This is a genomic window from Phytopseudomonas daroniae, assembly GCF_004327275.1.
In the GTDB taxonomy this organism is placed as follows: domain Bacteria; phylum Pseudomonadota; class Gammaproteobacteria; order Pseudomonadales; family Pseudomonadaceae; genus Aquipseudomonas; species Aquipseudomonas daroniae.
Genome location: NZ_QJUJ01000003.1, coordinates 491,764 through 509,297 on the forward strand (window position 1 = coordinate 491,764; position 17,534 = coordinate 509,297).

The 17,534-nt window shown below is 62.6% G+C and carries 15 protein-coding genes; 11 read left to right on the plus strand and 4 right to left on the minus strand.

Going from position 1 to position 17,534, the window contains the following annotated elements:
* Nucleotides 1-292: 292 nt before the first annotated feature.
* Nucleotides 293-1,234, minus strand: a complete 942-nt coding sequence (locus DNK10_RS10230; protein ID WP_131191473.1) for a LysR family transcriptional regulator — start codon at nucleotides 1,232-1,234, stop codon at nucleotides 293-295.
* A gap of 115 nt (nucleotides 1,235-1,349) precedes the next feature.
* Here DNK10_RS10230 and araD1 point away from each other — a divergent pair, with 115 nt between their 5' ends.
* The 11 genes from araD1 (at nucleotide 1,350) to DNK10_RS10285 (ending at nucleotide 14,759) form a co-directional block, all read left to right on the plus strand.
* Nucleotides 1,350-2,345, plus strand: a complete 996-nt coding sequence (gene araD1 / locus DNK10_RS10235) for an AraD1 family protein (RefSeq protein WP_131191474.1) — start codon at nucleotides 1,350-1,352, stop codon at nucleotides 2,343-2,345.
* Nucleotides 2,346-2,412: 67 nt separating this feature from the next.
* Nucleotides 2,413-3,990, plus strand: a complete 1,578-nt coding sequence (locus DNK10_RS10240; RefSeq protein WP_131191475.1) for an aldehyde dehydrogenase (NADP(+)) — start codon at nucleotides 2,413-2,415, stop codon at nucleotides 3,988-3,990.
* A 579-nt stretch (nucleotides 3,991-4,569) separates the two neighbouring features.
* Nucleotides 4,570-5,580 (plus strand): TRAP transporter substrate-binding protein, encoded by a 1,011-nt coding sequence (locus DNK10_RS10245; protein WP_131191476.1) that lies wholly within the window; start codon nucleotides 4,570-4,572, stop codon nucleotides 5,578-5,580.
* A gap of 53 nt (nucleotides 5,581-5,633) precedes the next feature.
* Nucleotides 5,634-6,137 carry a TRAP transporter small permease gene (locus tag DNK10_RS10250; RefSeq protein ID WP_131180965.1) on the plus strand — a complete coding sequence of 168 codons (504 nt, stop codon included), beginning with the start codon at nucleotides 5,634-5,636 and terminating at the stop codon, nucleotides 6,135-6,137.
* Nucleotides 6,134-7,417: a TRAP transporter large permease gene (locus DNK10_RS10255; RefSeq protein WP_131180966.1), complete on the plus strand. Its 1,284-nt coding sequence runs from the start codon at nucleotides 6,134-6,136 to the stop codon at nucleotides 7,415-7,417. The genes DNK10_RS10250 and DNK10_RS10255 overlap by 4 nt, the downstream gene beginning before the upstream one ends.
* A gap of 14 nt (nucleotides 7,418-7,431) precedes the next feature.
* Nucleotides 7,432-7,890 carry a MaoC family dehydratase gene (locus DNK10_RS10260; RefSeq protein ID WP_131180967.1) on the plus strand — a complete coding sequence of 153 codons (459 nt, stop codon included), beginning with the start codon at nucleotides 7,432-7,434 and terminating at the stop codon, nucleotides 7,888-7,890.
* Nucleotides 7,887-8,654 carry an IclR family transcriptional regulator gene (locus DNK10_RS10265; RefSeq protein ID WP_131191477.1) on the plus strand — a complete coding sequence of 256 codons (768 nt, stop codon included), beginning with the start codon at nucleotides 7,887-7,889 and terminating at the stop codon, nucleotides 8,652-8,654. Before DNK10_RS10260 ends, DNK10_RS10265 begins: the two co-directional genes overlap by 4 nt.
* A 10-nt stretch (nucleotides 8,655-8,664) precedes the next feature.
* Nucleotides 8,665-10,194 (plus strand): acyl CoA:acetate/3-ketoacid CoA transferase, encoded by a 1,530-nt coding sequence (locus DNK10_RS10270; protein WP_165495974.1) that lies wholly within the window; start codon nucleotides 8,665-8,667, stop codon nucleotides 10,192-10,194.
* 27 nt (nucleotides 10,195-10,221) lie between these two features.
* Entirely contained in the window at nucleotides 10,222-11,940 is a 1,719-nt protein-coding gene (locus tag DNK10_RS10275; protein WP_131191479.1) for an FAD-binding protein, read from the plus strand.
* 194 nt (nucleotides 11,941-12,134) lie between these two features.
* Nucleotides 12,135-12,911: a ferredoxin--NADP reductase gene (locus tag DNK10_RS10280; RefSeq protein WP_131180971.1), complete on the plus strand. Its 777-nt coding sequence runs from the start codon at nucleotides 12,135-12,137 to the stop codon at nucleotides 12,909-12,911.
* A 282-nt stretch (nucleotides 12,912-13,193) separates the two neighbouring features.
* A complete protein-coding gene (locus DNK10_RS10285; RefSeq protein WP_131191480.1) occupies nucleotides 13,194-14,759 on the plus strand; it encodes a TerC family protein in 1,566 nt (521 codons plus the stop codon).
* 60 nt (nucleotides 14,760-14,819) lie between these two features.
* Here DNK10_RS10285 and mscL read toward each other — a convergent pair whose 3' ends face one another.
* From mscL to DNK10_RS10300, 3 genes are all read right to left on the minus strand, one after another.
* The gene (gene mscL / locus DNK10_RS10290) at nucleotides 14,820-15,236 is read right to left on the minus strand and encodes a large-conductance mechanosensitive channel protein MscL (protein WP_131180973.1); all 417 of its coding nucleotides are present in this window, start codon (nucleotides 15,234-15,236) and stop codon (nucleotides 14,820-14,822) included.
* 275 nt (nucleotides 15,237-15,511) lie between these two features.
* On the minus strand, nucleotides 15,512-16,399 hold the full coding sequence (locus DNK10_RS10295) for an alpha/beta fold hydrolase (protein WP_131191481.1): 888 nt from the start codon (nucleotides 16,397-16,399) through the stop codon (nucleotides 15,512-15,514).
* Nucleotides 16,400-16,487: 88 nt separating this feature from the next.
* Nucleotides 16,488-17,387, minus strand: coding sequence for a LysR family transcriptional regulator (locus DNK10_RS10300; protein ID WP_208738805.1), 900 nt, complete (start codon nucleotides 17,385-17,387; stop codon nucleotides 16,488-16,490).
* Between the last annotated feature and the right edge of the window lie 147 nt (nucleotides 17,388-17,534).

Here is a 17,534-nt window from a genome sequence, read left to right on the forward strand (position 1 = left end):
CCGCGTTGAACCATGGATCACGGCCTTCGGCCCCGGATTACGCCTGCGGCTAATCCAGGCTACGTTCTACGGTCTTAAAGGCGCAAACGGCCGTTCGTAGGGTGGACGACGCTTCATCCGTCCACCGCTCTGCAATCGCGATGGTGGATGAAAAGAGCGTCAGCTACGCGCCCCGATCCACCCTACGGCCGCTATCGCCTTTTTGCGGTCGTACATGAAATGTCCGCTAGGTCGTAGGATGGGTGAAACCCATCAATTGCCGATGGGGTTCACCTGCGCGGCCCGGCCCATCCTACGGCCGGTCGCTACTGCCTTGTTCGCTACGCAACTCCTCCAGCAGCAGCCGGGCGGGCGCCGATAGCGGTGAGCCGTGGCGGCTGATCACGCCGTAGGGTTCGCTACGCAAGACCAGGGAAAGATCCAGGCACGCCAGCCTGCCGAAGCGCGTTGCCGATTGCGCTGTTTCCCGCGGCATCAGGGCGACCAGGTTCGGGTCTTCCTGCAGCAGCATCAGGGTGGCGAAGGTCGACGCCGTTTCCAGCGGGTAGCGTGGAAACTCCAGACCGGCTTCGCTGAACTCCCGCTCCAGCACCAGGCGCATCGGCATGTTCGCCGGGTAGACCACCCAGCTGTAGGGCGCCAGTTGCGCCAGATTCAGCCCCTGGCTGCCAGCCAGTGGGTGATCCGGGTTGGCCACCACCTTCAACTGTTCCTGATGCAGGCTCAGGCAATCATAGGCATCCGGCCTGCGGCTGACACTGGTTCGGCAGATCGCCAGATCCAGGCGGCCCTCGTCGATCAGGCTGAGCAGGCGCGCGCTGGTGTCCTCGACGATTTCCACTGACAGCTCCGGCTGTTTGCTGCGCAGGCGCGTCAGGCTGCGCATCAGCAGCGGCACCGCGCCCATGATCACGCCGACCACCAGACGGCCACCCTGGCCCTGGAGAATCCCCAGCATCTCCTCACGCAAATGCGCCAGATCGCTATGGATCAGCCGTGCGTAGCGAATCGCGCAGCGCCCCAGGTCATTGGCCTCCAGGCCCTGGCTGGTGCGGGTGAACAGGCGCATGCCGAACGCCGACTCGATCTCGTTGAGGGCCTTGGTCGCTCCCGGCTGGCTGATCGCAACGGCCTCTGCGGCCTTGTGCAGCGAACCCTGTTCGTCGAGGGCGATAAGCAGGCGCAGCTGTTTCAGGCGCAGTCGGGAAACCAGGGCGGGCAGGGACGCGATCATGGGGATAACCAACAGTTATTGCTTGATCAGGGCTTGTCATTAGGCAGGCTGGCGCGCAGTTCGTAAAGTCTGTCCTGTACCCCATGGGCAAACTACTAATAAAGAGAGATAAGCCATGCGACTGATCCAGTTCGAATCCAGCGAAGGCCGGCGCCAGGTTGGCGTTGTCGAAGGCGATGCCATCCGCACCGTTCGCGGCATCACCAATACCCGCGAACTGGCGCTGGCGGCCATTCGTGCCGGCCGCAGCCTGCAGGACGAAGTGGACAGCCGCGGCACCGAGGTCGGCCCTGCTTATGCCGATCTGCAGGAAGGCGGCCGTATCCTGCCGCCGCTGGATCATGAGGATCCGGCCCACTGCCTGATCACCGGCACCGGCCTGACCCACCTTGGCAGCGCCTCCACCCGCGACAAGATGCATCAGCAGAAGGCCCAGGACGAAGCCACCCTGACCGACACCATGCGCATGTTCCGCTGGGGGATCGAGGGTGGTAAGCCGGGCGCTGGCAAGGTCGGTGCGCAGCCGGAGTGGTTCTACAAGGGCGATGGCGGCATCGTCGTGCGCCCGGGCGCCGACCTGCCGGTGCCGGTGTTCGCCGAGGATGGCGGTGAAGAGCCCGAACTGGTCGGCCTGTACGTCATCGGTGATGACGGCAAGCCTTACCGCCTCGGCTATGCCCTGGGCAACGAGTTCTCCGACCATGTAATGGAACGCCGCAGCTACCTGTACCTGGCTCACTCCAAGCTGCGCTTCTGCGCCTATGGCCCGGAACTGCGCGTAGGCCAGTTACCGGCCCACCTGTCCGGTACCAGCCGCATTCGCCGTGGGAATGAGGTGCTGTGGGAGAAGGAGTTCCTCAGCGGTGAGGAGAACATGTGCCACAGCCTGGAGAATCTGGAGTTCCATCACTTCAAATATCAGCAGTTCCTGCGTCCGGGCGACGTGCATGTGCATTACTTCGGCACCGCTACGCTGTCCTTTGCCGATGGTATCAAGGCTCAGCCCGGCGATACCTTCGAGATCGAAATGAACGAGTTCGGCGCACCCTTGCGCAATGGGCTGGTGGCGGCCGACGAGCCGCTCGAACCGGGCGGCGTGACTGCTCTGTAAACCATTCATCGTTATCCATCCCGGGGCCTGTTGGCCCCGCCTTGGTTCTAACCAGGAGGAATATTCCATGTCCGTTATCGGCCACAACATCATCGGCGGCGCGTTCAGCGCAGCCGGCTCCGTCGTTCACAAGAGTCATGACGCCAGCACCGGCGAAGCCCTGTCCTACGACTTCATCCAGGCCACCCCTGAAGAAGTCGACGCTGCCGCCAAAGCCGCCGCAGCCGCTTACCCCGCTTACCGCAGCCTGCCGGCCGCCAAGCGCGCCGATTTCCTCGACGCCATCGCCGACGAGCTGGATGCCCTGGGTGACGAGTTCGTCGCCACCGTTACCCGCGAAACCGCACTGCCCACCGCCCGTATCCAGGGCGAGCGTGGCCGTACCAGCGGCCAGATGCGCCTGTTCGCCAAGGTGCTGCGTCGTGGCGACTTCTTCGGCGCACGCATCGACCGTGCCCTGCCGGATCGCCAGCCGCTGCCGCGTCCGGATCTGCGTCAGTACCGCATCGGCCTCGGCCCGGTCGCGGTGTTCGGCGCCAGCAACTTCCCGCTGGCCTTCTCCACCGCCGGTGGCGATACCGCCGCGGCCCTGGCCGCCGGCTGCCCGGTGGTGTTCAAGGCCCACAGCGGCCATATGGCCACCGCCGCCTTCGTTGCCGAAGCCCTGCTGCGCGCCGCCGACAAGACCGGCATGCCCAAGGGTGTGTTCAACATGATCTACGGCAGTGGCGTCGGTGAGGCGCTGGTCAAGCATCCGTCCATCCAGGCCGTTGGCTTCACCGGTTCGCTGAAAGGTGGTCGCGCCCTGTGCGACATGGCCGCGGCGCGCCCGCAGCCGATTCCGGTATTCGCCGAGATGAGCAGCATCAACCCGGTCATCCTGCTGCCCGAAGCCATCAAGGCCCGTGGCGAGAAAATCGCCGGCGAGCTGGCTGGTTCGGTGGTCATGGGATGTGGTCAGTTCTGCACCAACCCAGGCCTGGTGATCGGTGTCCGTTCGCCTGAGTTCAGCGCCTTCCTGGAAAGCTTCACCGCCAAGATGGCCGAGCAGCCGCCGCAAACCATGCTCAACACCGGCACCCTGAAGAGCTACGTGAAAGGCCTGGAAGCGCTCAACGCGCATGCCGGCATCACTCACCTGACCGGCGCCAGGCAGGAAGGCAACCAGGCCCGCCCGCAACTGTTCAAGGCCGACGTCAGCCTGCTGCTGAACGGCGACGAGTTGCTGCAGGAAGAAGTCTTCGGCCCGACCACCATCGTCGTCGAAGTGGCCGACAAGGCCGAGCTGCTGGCGGCCATCAACGGTCTGCACGGCCAACTGACCGCCACCCTGCTTACCGAGCCGGGCGACCTGGCTGGTAGCGAAGAGCTGTTCGCGCTGCTCGAGCAGAAGGTCGGTCGTGTACTGTTCAACGGCTACCCGACCGGTGTGGAAGTCTGCGACTCCATGGTGCATGGCGGCCCGTACCCGGCGACCTCCGACGCCCGTGGCACCTCGGTGGGCACCCTGGCCATCGACCGCTTCCTGCGCCCGGTGTGCTACCAGAACTGCCCGGACGCGCTGCTGCCCGACGCGCTGAAGAACGCCAACCCGCTGGGCATCGCCCGTCTGGTGGATGGCGCCAGCAGCCGCGACGCGCTGTAAGCGCCGAAGCAATCACGCCTGTAGGAGCTGCGGGGGCGCCTAGCCTTGCCGGCGATGCAATCGAGACGAGGTTCGCTGGCAAGCCGGCTCCTACGAAAGCGTGCTCTATCGGGCCGGCAGGCGCGGTTCTATGCAACTCGCAGCTGCTGTCCCTAATCTTTGCCGGTGTTCACCCACGCACTCCCGTGATGCGGATTTCCGTTTCCGAGCTGGGCAGTTCGTCCGCCTCGGTGTGGGCTGGCACACCTACCCGCAAGGTATCAGCTGTCTGATCGATGGCAGAAGTAGCAACGAAGCGTGGTGAAACGCCGCGTTCAACCATCCGCTACCGCTCGGATCGTCCGTACGCTAGTTGGAGTGAAGGTCATCGTGACAGCTACGTCACGCCTATTTGCAAGAGCCCGCCTTCGGCCATCATGCCGGAATTTCCCTTAGCCCCCCCTCTGGCGCCGAGATGGAACGGTTGACAATCCGTGCGCTCAATGCAAATATCCGTACGGTGTACGGATTGACCGTACGAAGAGCGAAGTGTATCGGCACTACACGATCCGAACCAATAATAAGTACAAGGAAAACGCCATGAAACTGAAGAAACTCTTCACCGCGCTGGGCACGGCCGTCTGCATCGGCCTGTTCGGTAGCCACGCCGTACTGGCTGCCGAGCGCGTCAATCTTGTCTTCACCGCGGGTACCGAATCCAACCGCGACGGTCTCTACTACAACGCCCTCGACCTACTGGACAAGGAGTTGCAGAAGCAGACTGACGGCCAGGTCAAGCTGCGCATCTACCCCAACCAGCAACTGGGCAACGAACTGAGCATGATCGAAGGCCTGCGCAACGGCTCGCTGGACATCGCGGTAGTCGGCGGCGGCAACTTCGCCTCTTTCGTGCCCCAGTTCCAGTTGTTCAGCGTGCCCTACATCTTTGAAAGCTATGAGACCTATCGCAAGGGCATGGCCCCGGACAGCGCTCTGTGGCAGCAAATGCAGGAGGTCGTCAGCAACACTCAGCTCGGCCTGCAACTGATGGCGCCGAGCACCGTTGGCAGCCGCTGGTTCGCCAACACCAAGGGCGAGGTCACCAGCCCGGCGGACATGAAATCGTTCGGCATCCGCATGCGCGTACAGGCCAACCCTATCGAGTCGCAGGTGTGGTCCAGCTACGGCGCCCAACCGATCAACCTGCCCATGCCGGAAGTGGTGGCGGCCATGCGCCAAGGCGTGATCCAGGGCGTGGAGAACGCGCCGGACATCCTCTACACCTACAAGCTGCACGAGGTCGCCAAGCATCTTTCGCAGACCGACCACTCCTTCTACGTCGCCTTGGTGTTGATGTCGGATCGCGCCCTGAGCAAGGTGCCAGAAGCGCTGAAGCCGGCGGTGCGCACCGCTTTCAGCGAGGCAGGGCAGCAACTGCTCGATCTCTCCGTGACCTTCCAGGACAAGGCGATCGCCGCCATGCAGGCCGACGGCGCGACCATCGTCCAGGTCGACAAGGCCGCCTTCCGTGCGCCCCTGGAACCGCTCTACGACAGCGTCGCCAAAGATGTCGGCGCCGAGTCGATGCTCGACACCATTCGCAACCTCTGAGCCCGGTGGGCGCCCGCCAACCGGCGCGCCCGCTTTCTACACGGGATACTCCCATGAACAGTCCGTTTGCTGTCTACGGCCGCTTCGTCAAGCTGCTGGAAACTTGTGCGCTGAACGTCTGCGGCCTACTGCTGGCGATCATGTGCGGCACCTTGCTACTGGAAATCATCTCACGCAGTTTCTTCGGCACATCGTTCATTTGGTCTATGGAACTGGCCACCATTTGCTTCATCTGGGTCGCCTTCCTCGGCAGCACCGTGGGCGTACTGCGCCGCGAGCACTTCGTCGTCGACCTGCTTTTCCACTGGTTTCCGCCGGAGCACCCGGTGTCGCTGCTGCTCGATGCCTTGACCTCGGTGCTGGTGCTGGTTCTCGGCCTCGTCTTCCTGGTGCACGGCCTCTCGTTCATGGAAAGCGGCATGCACCGCTACTCGTTCTCGCTGGGCATAAAACAGGGTTACACCATGCTGATCATGCCCTTGTGCGGCGCCCTGTTCATCGTCAACGCGCTGCACAATCTGCTGGCTCTAGCCGCAAACAGGAGAATCGCGCCATGAGCAACGCATTCCTCATCGCTCTGCTGTTCGGCAGCTTTTCCGTGCTGCTGGTACTGCGCGTGCCGCTGGCGCTGTGCCTGTCTATCTCTACTCTGCTGGCGATTCATTTTTCCGACATGCCGGTGCAAATGCTGGTCGAGCGCATGTATTCCTCGCTGGACTACTTCCCGCTACTGGCCATCCCCTTCTTCATCCTCGCCGGCTATCTGATGAATAGGGGCAACATCACCGACCGCTTCATCGACCTGGCACAGACCATGGTCGGCCACATCAAGGGCGGTCTGGCACAGGTCAACGTCGTGGTGAGCATGATGTTCGCCACGGTTTCCGGTACCGCTACCGCCGACACTGCCGGCATGGGCTCGATGATGATCCCGGCCATGGTCAAGCGCGGCTACTCGCCCGGCTTCTCGGCGGCGATCACGGCGGCATCCTCGACCATGGGTGCGATCATCCCGCCCAGCGTGCTGATGATCGTCTATGGCTCGCTGAGCAATCTGTCGATGACCAAGCTGTTCCTCGCTGGGGTCATCCCCGGGTTCCTGGTCGGCCTGTCGCAGATGGTGGTGGCCTACTTCATCTCGCGCCACCGCAACTACCCGTGCGAGCCGCGTGCCAGCGGCGTGCAGTTCTTCACCGCGCTGCGCCGCTGCCTGCTACCGCTGGGCGTGCCGGTGATCATCATCGGTGGCATCCTCTCCGGCAGCTTCACCCCCACCGAAGCCGGTGTGGCGGCGGTGGCCTACGCTCTGGTGATAATCGTCATGTTGCGCAGCGTGCGCCTGCGCGACTTGCCGGCGATCGCCAAGGAAGCCGCGATCATGGTCTCCCTGCCGGTATTTGCCATCGCCTCGGCCGTTGCCTTCGGCTGGATGGTGGCCTTCCTCCAGGTGCCCGAGATGGTTGGCGACTTCGTCGCCCACTATGAGCTGAACCAGGTCACGGGCCTGCTGTTCATCTTCGCCATTTTCCTGGTCATCGGCTGTTTTCTCGACGGCGTGCCGGCGATGATTATCTTCCTGCCCATCGCCCAGCAGATTGCCACCACCACTGGCATCGATCCGCTACACATGGCCATGGTCATCGTGATGACCGCCGCGATGGGCCTGATCACGCCGCCATTCGGCCTGTGCATCCTGATCGCAGGTGCCATCGCCAAGGTGTCGGTGCCGACCATGGTGCGCGAATCGATGGTCTTCGTGATCACCTTTGTCGCTCTGATCTTCGTGCTGATCCTGTTCCCCGAAATAATCCTCTTTCTGCCCAATCTGCTGACCTGACGCCGGAGCCGACCATGTCCACCGATCCCTTTGCACGCGTAAGTCTGGGTGACGAACGAATCATCCAGAAAACCATCTCCGAGTCCGACGTCTACCTGTATGCCGGCATCGTCGGGGACTTTCACCCCAACCACGTCAACGCTCCCTACGCGGAGGAAAAACTCGGCGCACGAGTGGTTCACGGAGCCCTGCTACCGGGCTTCGTCTCACGCTGCACGGTCGAATTGCTCGGCGAGCGCCTTTCGCCGCCCGGCTACGCCGCACAATCGTTCAGCATCAAATGTGTGGCACCGGTGTTCATCGGCGACACCATCTCGGTTCGGGTGCGCATCACCGATCTCCAGCCCGAGCGGCGTAAGGTCATCATGGAAGCCGAAATCAGCAACCAGCACGGCACCCTCTGCGCCTTGGGCGACACTGTGGTGAAGGTGCTCAGGAACAAGCCCGAGACCAGCCAGCGAGAAATCCAATGAAAGACGACACGGCAAAAACCATCCGCTCGGTGGTGCGCGCGCTCTCGGTACTCAACGTCATCGGTGGGCAATCGAAGGGGATAAGCGCGATCAGCAAGGAGCTCGATCTGAGCAAGGGCACTGTGTTCGACCTGATCAAGACCCTGGAGCATATGGACTACGTGATCCAGGATCAGCAGGATGATCGTTATCGCCTCGGTCCGGCACTGCTCAGGCTGGCGGTGGACGGCATCGCCAATATCGATATCGTCGAGGTTGCCCGGCCCTACCTGCAGGCGCTCTCCGACGAGATCGGCGAAGTCGCCCATCTCGGTAAGCGTGAGGGGTTCAACGCCTCTTTTCTGCTCAGAACCACCAGCCGCACGGTCAGCCGCATGCTCGACCTCAACTCCCAGGTTGGTGCCCTGTCTCCCTTGCACTGCACCAGCATGGGCAAGGTGTTCCTCGCTTACATGAGCGACGCTGAGGCGGAGCAGTTCCTCGAACGGCAACTGACCGCCTACACCGACCAGACGATTGTCTCCGAGCAGCGGTTGCAGGAAGAGCGCACACGCATCCGCGAGCGAGGCTATTCGCTGAACATCGGCGAGTTCGAGGAAGGTGTCTCCAGCATTGCCGTGCCTCTGCGCGATGCCACGGGCAAGGTGGTGGCCGGCATTAACATCGCCATGCCCTCGGTGCGCATGCCCGAAGAGCGTATCGCGCATTTCTACGCACAACTCAAAGCCACAGCCGAACGGATCGAAAAAGAACTCGGCGCCTGAGGAACACGTCATGAAAAAAGTCGAGATCATCAGCGCCGAGCAGGCCGCCAGCCTGGTGCGCGATGGCGACACCCTGGCCATCTGCGGTTGCGAGAACGTCCTTGCGCCGGACACTCTGCTGCGCGCCTTGGGCGAACGCTTCCTACGCGAAGGTAGCCCACGCGACCTCACCGAAGTGCACCCGATCATCGTCGGTATGGGCCCGGAACGGGGGCTGGAACATCTGGCTCAGCCGGGCATGATTCGGCGCGCCATTGGCAGCGGTTTCAGCTTCCTGAAAACCTCGCGCTACACCGAGCTGCTCAAGGAAAACGCCTTCGAGGCTCATGTGGTACCCATGGGCACGCTGTTCCAGATCCTGCGCGACACCGCTTGCGGCAAGCCGCTGACCCTCACCGACGTCGGCCTGGATACCTTCGTCGATCCGGCCAACGAAGGCGGGCGGATGAACACGCATACTTCCGAGTCCTTGGCCACACGGGTGCAGGTGCAGGGGCGCGACTACCTGAGTTACGCGCCGCTACCGGTGAACGTCGCCTTCCTGCGCGGCACCACGGCCGATGAGAGCGGCAATATCAGCCTGGAGGATGAGCCCGTATCGCTGGGCGTAAAGACCCTGGCCATGGCCGCGAAGAATTCCGGCGGTAAGGTGATCGTACAGGTTCGCCGCCTGGCGCAGAGTGGCACCCTGCATCCGCGCATGGTGGAAATACCCGGTATTTTTGTCGACGCGGTGGTCGTCGATGCGCAGCAGAGCGTTTCCGGTGGCGAACAGCTCAACCCGGCACTTACTGGCGAAATCCGTATGCCAGTGCAGCGCATCGGCACGGTGCCGCCAGGCATCTCGCGTATTGTCGCCAGCCGTGCCGCCGATGAGATCCGTTCCAATGACGTAGTCAACCTTGGCGTCGGCATGCCGGTCGACATCCCCAAAATCCTCAACGAACGTGGCGACGGTGAGCGCGCCACTTTCTTTCCGGAGCACGGTTCGGTAGGTGGCGTGCCGGGCGAGCGCGCGATCTTCGGTACCAACATCAACCCGGAGACGATCATCGATTCGACCCAGGTCTTCGAGTACTTCCTCGGCGGTGGCCTGGATATCTCCTTTCTTGGCTTCGGCCAGATCGATGCCCAGGGCAACGTCAACGTCAGCAAGTTCAACGGCATCATCCCTGGCTGCGGCGGATTCGTCGACATCACCCACCGCACCCGGCGAGTAGTGTTCTGCGGTGCCTTCTCGGCCGGCAGCACCCAGATCGCCTTCCGCGATGGACGCTTGAACATCGAGTCGGAAGGGCGCTTCTCGAAGTTCGTCCCGGCTGTCGAGCAGGTCACCTTCAACGCGCAACGGGCTCGGGAAAAAGGCCAGCAGGTGTACTACGTCACTGAGCGTGCGGTGCTTTCACTCCAGACCGAGGGCCTGCAGGTAGAGGAAATCGCCCCGGGCATCGATCTGCAGACCCAGGTTCTCGACCTGATTCCCTTCGCGGTTCGGGTCAGTCCGAACCTGCTCACCATGAATGCCGCCCACTTCGCCTAGGGTGTGCGCTGCGACAGGAGAACCACGATGACGACCCAGCAGCATGAAGTCAGCACCGATGTGCTGATCATCGGCAGTGGCGCCGCGGCGCTGCGTACCGCCTTGGAAGCCAGCGACGGCGGCGCGGACGTGCTAATCGCTATCAAAGGCGAGTTCCGCCGTAGCGGTGCCACCTTCCACAGCGTCGCCGAAGTCGGCGCCTTCAACGTGCCCGATGGCGCCGGCGATGCGCTCGATGATCCGCAGGTGTTCCTCGACGACATTCTGCGCGCCGCCCAGGGCATGGCCGACCCGCGCTTGGCAAAGATTCTCGCCGACGAAGCGCAGAGCGCCCTGCATTACCTGGAACGCTATGGCGTGCATTTCGAGCGCGAGGAAGATCGCTACCTGGTGTTTCGCGCCTGTTTCTCCTCACGACCGCGCTCGCACGTGATCCAGGATCACTTCAAGCCCATCGTCAAGGCGCTTGGCAGTGAGGCCTCGCGCCGCGGCATCCGGGTCATGGATCGTCTGATGGTCACCGATCTACTCGTTCAGGACGGCGAATGCGTGGGCGCCCACGCTCTGGATCAGGAGGGCCGGGCGGTGTTGATCCGCGCCAAGTCGACCATCCTCACCACCGGTGGCGCCAGCCAGTTGTTTGAGAAGAACCTGTATCCTTCGGACATCACCGGAGACGGATACGCCATGGCTTATCGCGCCGGGGCGCAATTGGTCAACATGGAATTCATGCAGGCCGGGGTCAGCGTCATCGCGCCCTTCGTCAACCTGTTCGGCAATTACCTGTGGGATGCCCGGCCCAACCTCACCGACCGCGACGGCAACCCGTTCGTCGAGGACTACCTGCCCGAAGGGCTGACCCTGGACGCCGTGCTCAACGAAAAGGAGCGGCATTTCCCGTTCAGCTCCAGCGATATTTCCCGCTATATCGAGATTTCCATCCAGAAGGCCATCAACGCCGGTCGCGGCACTGACCAGGGTGGCGTGTACATGGACTTCATCGGCCGCGACCTGGGCCCGGTGCTCGCCGACGGCACGCGCAGCATCTCGCGCATGTGGCCGCTGACCTACAAGTGGTACCAGGAAAAAGGCATCGACCTGTACCGCGACAAGGTGCAAATCACCTGCTCGGCCCATGCCATCAACGGCGGCCTGCGCATCGACGAGAACGCCGAGTCGACCTTGCCCGGCCTGTTCGCCGCTGGCGAAGTGGCCGCTGGCCCCCACGGCGCCGACCGCCTGGGCGGCAACATGTCGGTGACCTGCATGGTGTTCGGTGCCCGCGCCGGCCGCGCGGCCGCGGCCCGTGCGTGCAGCCGGGAACACCCGCCCCTGGCGGCGGAACATGCCGGTCGCCTGGCCCCCGAGAAGCGCTTCGCCGGGCAAGGTAGCCATGCCCTCGGCGACATTCGCCAGCGTTTGCAGAAGGCCGCCAACCGCCACCTGCTGATCCTGCGCGACCGCCAGGGCCTGCAGGGTTTCCAGCAACTGTGCCTGGCTCTGCGCCAGACCCTGCGCCAGGACACCCGGATCGACTCGCCGGCCGACTGGGTGGCGGCCCTGGAGACCGACAACCTGCTTGACGTCGGCGAATTGATGGCACGCGCCGCACTGGCTCGCGAAGAGAGCCGGGGCAGTCACTACCGCGAGGATCACCCTGTGGCTGCCGCTCGCTTCGAACATTCGTTCGTGCTGAGTAAACACTCACTGACCGGCCTCGAGGCGGCCAGACTTGGCAACGACTGACTCGTCCTCTGGGCGTGGCCAGCTCCATCGTCGCGCCTGAGTTCCGGGGCAGCATGGGGTGTTGCGGCTGCCTGCGCGAAACCCGGATTACGCCTGCGGCTAATCCGGGCTACGGGATTGTCCCTGTCGATTGACGGTTTTTGTCGCGCAGCTTTTGCGCGACACTGCCGCCATCGTTCGCCCTGGAGCCCCGCATGACCGTCAGCGAAGACAAGTTCACCTGCCAGACCCTGCTAGAGGTGCAGACCCTGACCCCGAGCCTGTTCACCCTGCGCACCACCCGCGATGCGGGCTTTCGCTTCCGCGCCGGGCAGTTCGTCCGACTCGGTGTGGAAAAGGCCGATGGCAGTGTGGTCTGGCGCGCCTACTCGCTGGTCTCCGCTCCCCATGACGAGCACCTGGAGTTCTTTTCCATCGTGGTGCCCGGCGGCGAGTTCACCAGTGAACTGAGTCGTTTGCGTGTTGGCGATACCTTGCTCGTGGAAAAGATGGCGACGGGTTACCTGACCCTGGATCGTTTCGTAGACGGCCGCGATCTGTGGCTGCTCGGCAGTGGGACTGGTATCGCGCCTTTTCTGTCGATGCTGCAGGACTTCGAAGTGTGGGAGCGTTTCGAGCGCATCGTGCTGGTCTACAGCGCGCGCACGGTCGCCGAGCTGGCTTATCAGCCGATGATCCGCGGTTTCGCCGAGCTGGAGCACCTGGCCGAGTACACCCACAAACTCACCTATCTGCCGGTGATTACTCGCGAGCAGTCGCCTGGTTGCCTGAACGCACGCATTACCGATTTGCTCGACAGCGGCGAGCTGGAGCGTGCCGCTGGTCTGGAACTGAGCCCCGAACATTCGCGACTGATGATCTGCGGCAACCCGCAGATGATCGATGACATCCGCCAACGCCTCAAGGTGCGCGGCATGAACCTGAGCCTTACACGTCGACCGGGCCAGGTGGCAGTGGAAAACTACTGGTAAAGACTGGTTACAAACTGGCTCCTTTCAGTGTGACTCGGGCTCCAGTAGATTGCCGGGTCTGTTTTCCACTTTCCGGTCTTCATGGACAGCGACAGTAGACGATCGCCCTCGCCGTTATGGACGAGGGCGGTATTTCCCAAAGGCGGCATCGCCCGGTGCCAGCCTTCCGCGCAGCAGAACGCCGCGCATTCTTCCAGTCAGTCGAGACTTCACGCGCTTGCCTTGTGTCTGCGCGATGCTTTCGGCTGCCTTCGTTTTATCCTTGAGAGAGCAACGCACTAAATGGAATGGATCGCTGATCCAACGGCCTGGCTGGGCCTGTTGACCCTGATCGTCCTGGAAATCGTCCTGGGCATCGACAACCTGGTGTTCATCGCCATCCTCGCCGACAAGTTGCCGCCCGAGCAGCGTGACCGCGCGCGGGTGATCGGCCTGAGCCTGGCGCTGATCATGCGCCTCGGTCTGCTGGCGAGCATGGCCTGGTTGGTCACACTGACCGATCCGCTTATCGAGGTATTCGACAAATCCTTCTCCGGACGTGACCTGATCATGCTCTTCGGTGGCGTGTTCCTGCTGTTCAAGGCCACCATGGAACTGCACGAGCGCCTCGAAGGCCGCGTGCATCAGCATGGCGGCGCGCGTACCTATGCCAAGTTCTGGCCGGTTGTGGCGCAGATCATCGTACTCGACGCGGTGTTCTCGCTGGACGCGGTGATCACCGCCGTGGGCATGGTCGAACACCTGGAAGTGATGATGATCGCGGTGATCATCTCCATCGGCCTGATGATTGTCGCCAGCAAACCGCTGACCGCTTTCGTCAACGCGCGGCCGACGGTGATCATGCTGTGCCTGGGCTTCCTGATGATGATCGGCTTCAGCCTGACCGCCGAAGGCCTGGGTTTCCACATTCCTAAGGGTTATCTGTACGCGGCCATCGGCTTCTCGATTCTTATCGAGCTGTTCAACCAGGTCGCTCGCTCGCGTCGCAAGCGCAGCCTGCAGGGCCAGCGTGGCCTGCGCGACCGCACTGCCCACGCGGTAATGCGCATGCTGGGCGGCAAGGTGCAGGCCGACGAGGTCGGTGAGGACATCGCCGACATGCTCGATGGTAACCAGGGCGAAACCGCGCTGTTCGACCGCCGCGAGCGGGTGATGATCAGTGGCGTACTGAACTTGGCCGAGCAGTCGATCCAGAAGGTCATGACCGACCGCATGGAAGTCGACCGCATCAACCTCGACGACGCCCCGGAGAAAATCCACCAGGCGCTGCTCGACTCGCCGCACTCGCGTCTCGTGGTGACCCGCAACGACTCCCGCGATGAACCCCTGGGCTACATCCACAAGAAGGAGCTGTTCAAGGAATTGCTCAAAGGCCAGCAGCCGGATATCGAAAGCCTGGTGCGTGCGCCGATCAATCTGCCGGACAGTTCCACTGTGCTCAGCGCCCTGGAGCAGATGCGCCTGGCATCCACCCACGTGGCTTTCGTGGTCAACGAGTTCGGTGGTTTCGAAGGTCTGCTGACCCTGACCGACATTCTCGAGGCCATCGCTGGTGAATTGCCGGACGCCAGCGAGGTGGATGGCCCGGATGTCGAGGAAGTGGAGGGTGGTTTCCGGGTCAATGGTGCAGTCAACCTGGCGGTGCTGCGCGAGCGGATGGACTTCGCCGCTCGTCCGACGGATGACTACCAGACCCTCGCGGGTCTGGCCATGAGCCTGCTCGATCGCTTGCCGCTGATCGGTGACAAGGTCGAATATCTGGGCTGGGAACTGACGGTGATCGAGGTCAAGGAGCGTCGGGTAACGCGGATGCTACTGAAACCTGAAGCTACCGAGTCGGCCGTGTAACCGGCTGGTATCAAAGAAAAGGCGCCTCGTGGGGCGCCGTTTTCATCGATGGGGTTGCTGTCAGTCTTTGTGCTGCTGCTGCGCTTTCAGCAGGTCACGAATTTCCGTCAGCAGCACTTCCTCGGTGCTCGGCGCTGGCGGAACCGAAGGCTCCACGGCTTCTTCACGCTTGAGGCGATTGATCGCCTTGACGCCCATGAAGATGGCGAAGGCGACGATGATGAAGTCGATCATGGTCTGGATGAACTGGCCGTAGGCCAGTACCACCGCCGGCAAGTCGCCTTCGGCGGCCTTGAGGGTGATCGCCAGATCGGAGAAGTCCACCCCGCCGATCAGTAGCCCCAGCGGTGGCATGATCACGTCGCCGACGAAGGACGAAACGATCTTGCCGAATGCAGCACCAATGATGATACCGACCGCCATGTCGACGACATTGCCCTTGACGGCGAACGCCTTGAATTCGTTGATGATGCCCATTTGCAACCCCCATTAGTCTGATTTGTGTGCTGAAGTGTAAATCACTCCCGCTCGTCTGCCATACACCGTCGCCAGGCCGCGCGTATCGCTTGTGACCCTTCTATCGGGAAATTGTCCGAATTGATTACAAACCTAATCCCCGCTGTGATCCATGCGCAAGGCTCTGCTGCGTGGACATGAGATGCTCGTCCACATCGATGCCTTGTTCATCGAGTACGCCCAACTCAGAACGATGAACACATAGCCTTGGTCTCCGCACTGCGGAGCGCTATCGCTTATTTCTGGCAAAACCGCAGGATGGCCTCGGCAACGCGCTGCGACGCTTCCCGCTGCGGGAAATGCCCCACGCCATCGAGCACCTGCCGCGCATAGCCGCCCTTGAAGAATTCCTCCCGCCCCTTGGAGCTGTCGGAGTGATTGCAAGTATCGGCACCGCCATGCAGCACCAGCGTCGGCACAGTCAGAGCGGGCGCAGGTTGCAGGCGCGCGTCATCCTCGGCATAGGCCGGATCGCCCTCGGCGAAGCCCCAGCGATGGCGGTAGGAATGCAGCACGATCTCAGCCCAATCCTGCCCCTGGAATGCACGCGCCGCTTCATCGAAGTCGGCCGGGTCGTACCAGCCTTCCGGCGCCCATGTGTCCCACATCATGCGGGCGAAGGCCTCGCGCTCATCACGCACCACCTGTGCGCCGCGCGGCGTGGCCATGTACCAGTGATACCAGTAGTCGCGTGCCTGCGGCAGAGCCAGCGGCTGGTTCGGGGTGTTGGTGCCGTAACCCACCGACAGCAACACCAGGTGCGAGGCGACACCCGCCTGCAGGCCACAGGCGTTGGCAGCGGCGCGGGCACCCCAGTCATGGCCGATCAGTGCGGGCTGTGTAAGTCCGAGCACATTGATGAAATCCAGCAGGTCGCGGCCCAGGGCGGACAACTGGCCACTGCGCGGTGTGGCGGCCTCGCGGAACCGGGTCGGTGCGAATCCGCGCAATGCAGGCGCCAGCACGCGGTAGCCTGCATCGGCAAGAGCCGGGGCAACAGTCTTCCAGCACTCGGGACTATCAGGCCAGCCGTGCAGCAGAATGGCGGTTCGTGCTCCCTGCGGGTTCCATTCGAGATAGGCAATGTCGAGTCGTTCGGTCGAGGCGAATTGATAGTTGTCCATAGGGTTTTGTCTCTCAGCATAAAGTTGCCCCGGCGTTGTGGGACGACTGCGTGCGACTTGCAGGGCGGGGGGATTTCCGGCGACGGGATCACGCTACCGCGCCCAACCCCCGGTCGATGTAGCTGGTAAAGAGCTTGTAGAGCTTGCCGGGTCGCGTCACGCCCAGCACGAGCTGAATGGCCGGGACACTGGGCGCGCCATCCTCCGGAGTCAGCACATACAGATCCTCCGACAGTGCGCTTTTGGGCAGCAAGCCAATGCCAAGCCCACTCGCTGCGGCGCTGCGGATGTTGTCGAACGACCCGCTCACATAGGAGAAGTAGTACGGGCGCCCGACATGCTCCAGTGCGGACACCGCGCATTTGCGGATGACGCAACCGTCCGGGAAGGTGACCAGCGGGATCTCGTCCATCTCGCTGAAATGTACAGCGCCCGAGCTCACCCAGTGCAGGGGTTCGACGCGCAGAACCCGTTCCGATTCGGAGATCAGTGGCTGGCCAGCCATGCCCTTGAGGATGACGACATCCAACTGCTGTTGCGCCGCCATGGCCGACAGTACGGTGGATGAGGCGGCCGTGATCTCTACCCGCAGGCCGGGGTTCTCTTCCAAGCACAGCGAAATGATCTCGTGCAGGTTCCCGATTTGGAAATCATCTGGCACGCCGAGTGCCACGCGGCCTTTCAGGTGGGTCTTCTTCAACGCGCCAATCGCCCGGTTGGTGCGCAGCAGGATGTCGCGCGCCGCAGGTAGCAGTTGCCGGCCATCCTCAGTGAGACCGAGGATGTGCCCCTGTCGTCTTTCGATCAGGCGGCACCCCACATCCTCCTCCAGGCGGCGAAGGCCAGCGCTGAGCGTCGATTGCGTACGCCCCAACTCCTCGCCTGCACGCCCGAAGCCGCCGTACTCGGCAATGAATACGAACGCGCGCAACTGCTCCAGCGTGATGCCGCGTCCCTCCAGCCGATCCGTTTGTGCTGTCAGCTTCATGTTGCCCCCGAGCCCACCTGCTATCGACTCACTCGATTATAGCGAATCCATAATTCATTTAGCAGATCATGGCGCCTCAAGCAAACTCATGGAGCCGGCGTTTTCCCAACTCAATACTTCAGGCGAAATATGCTTCATTCAAGGAGT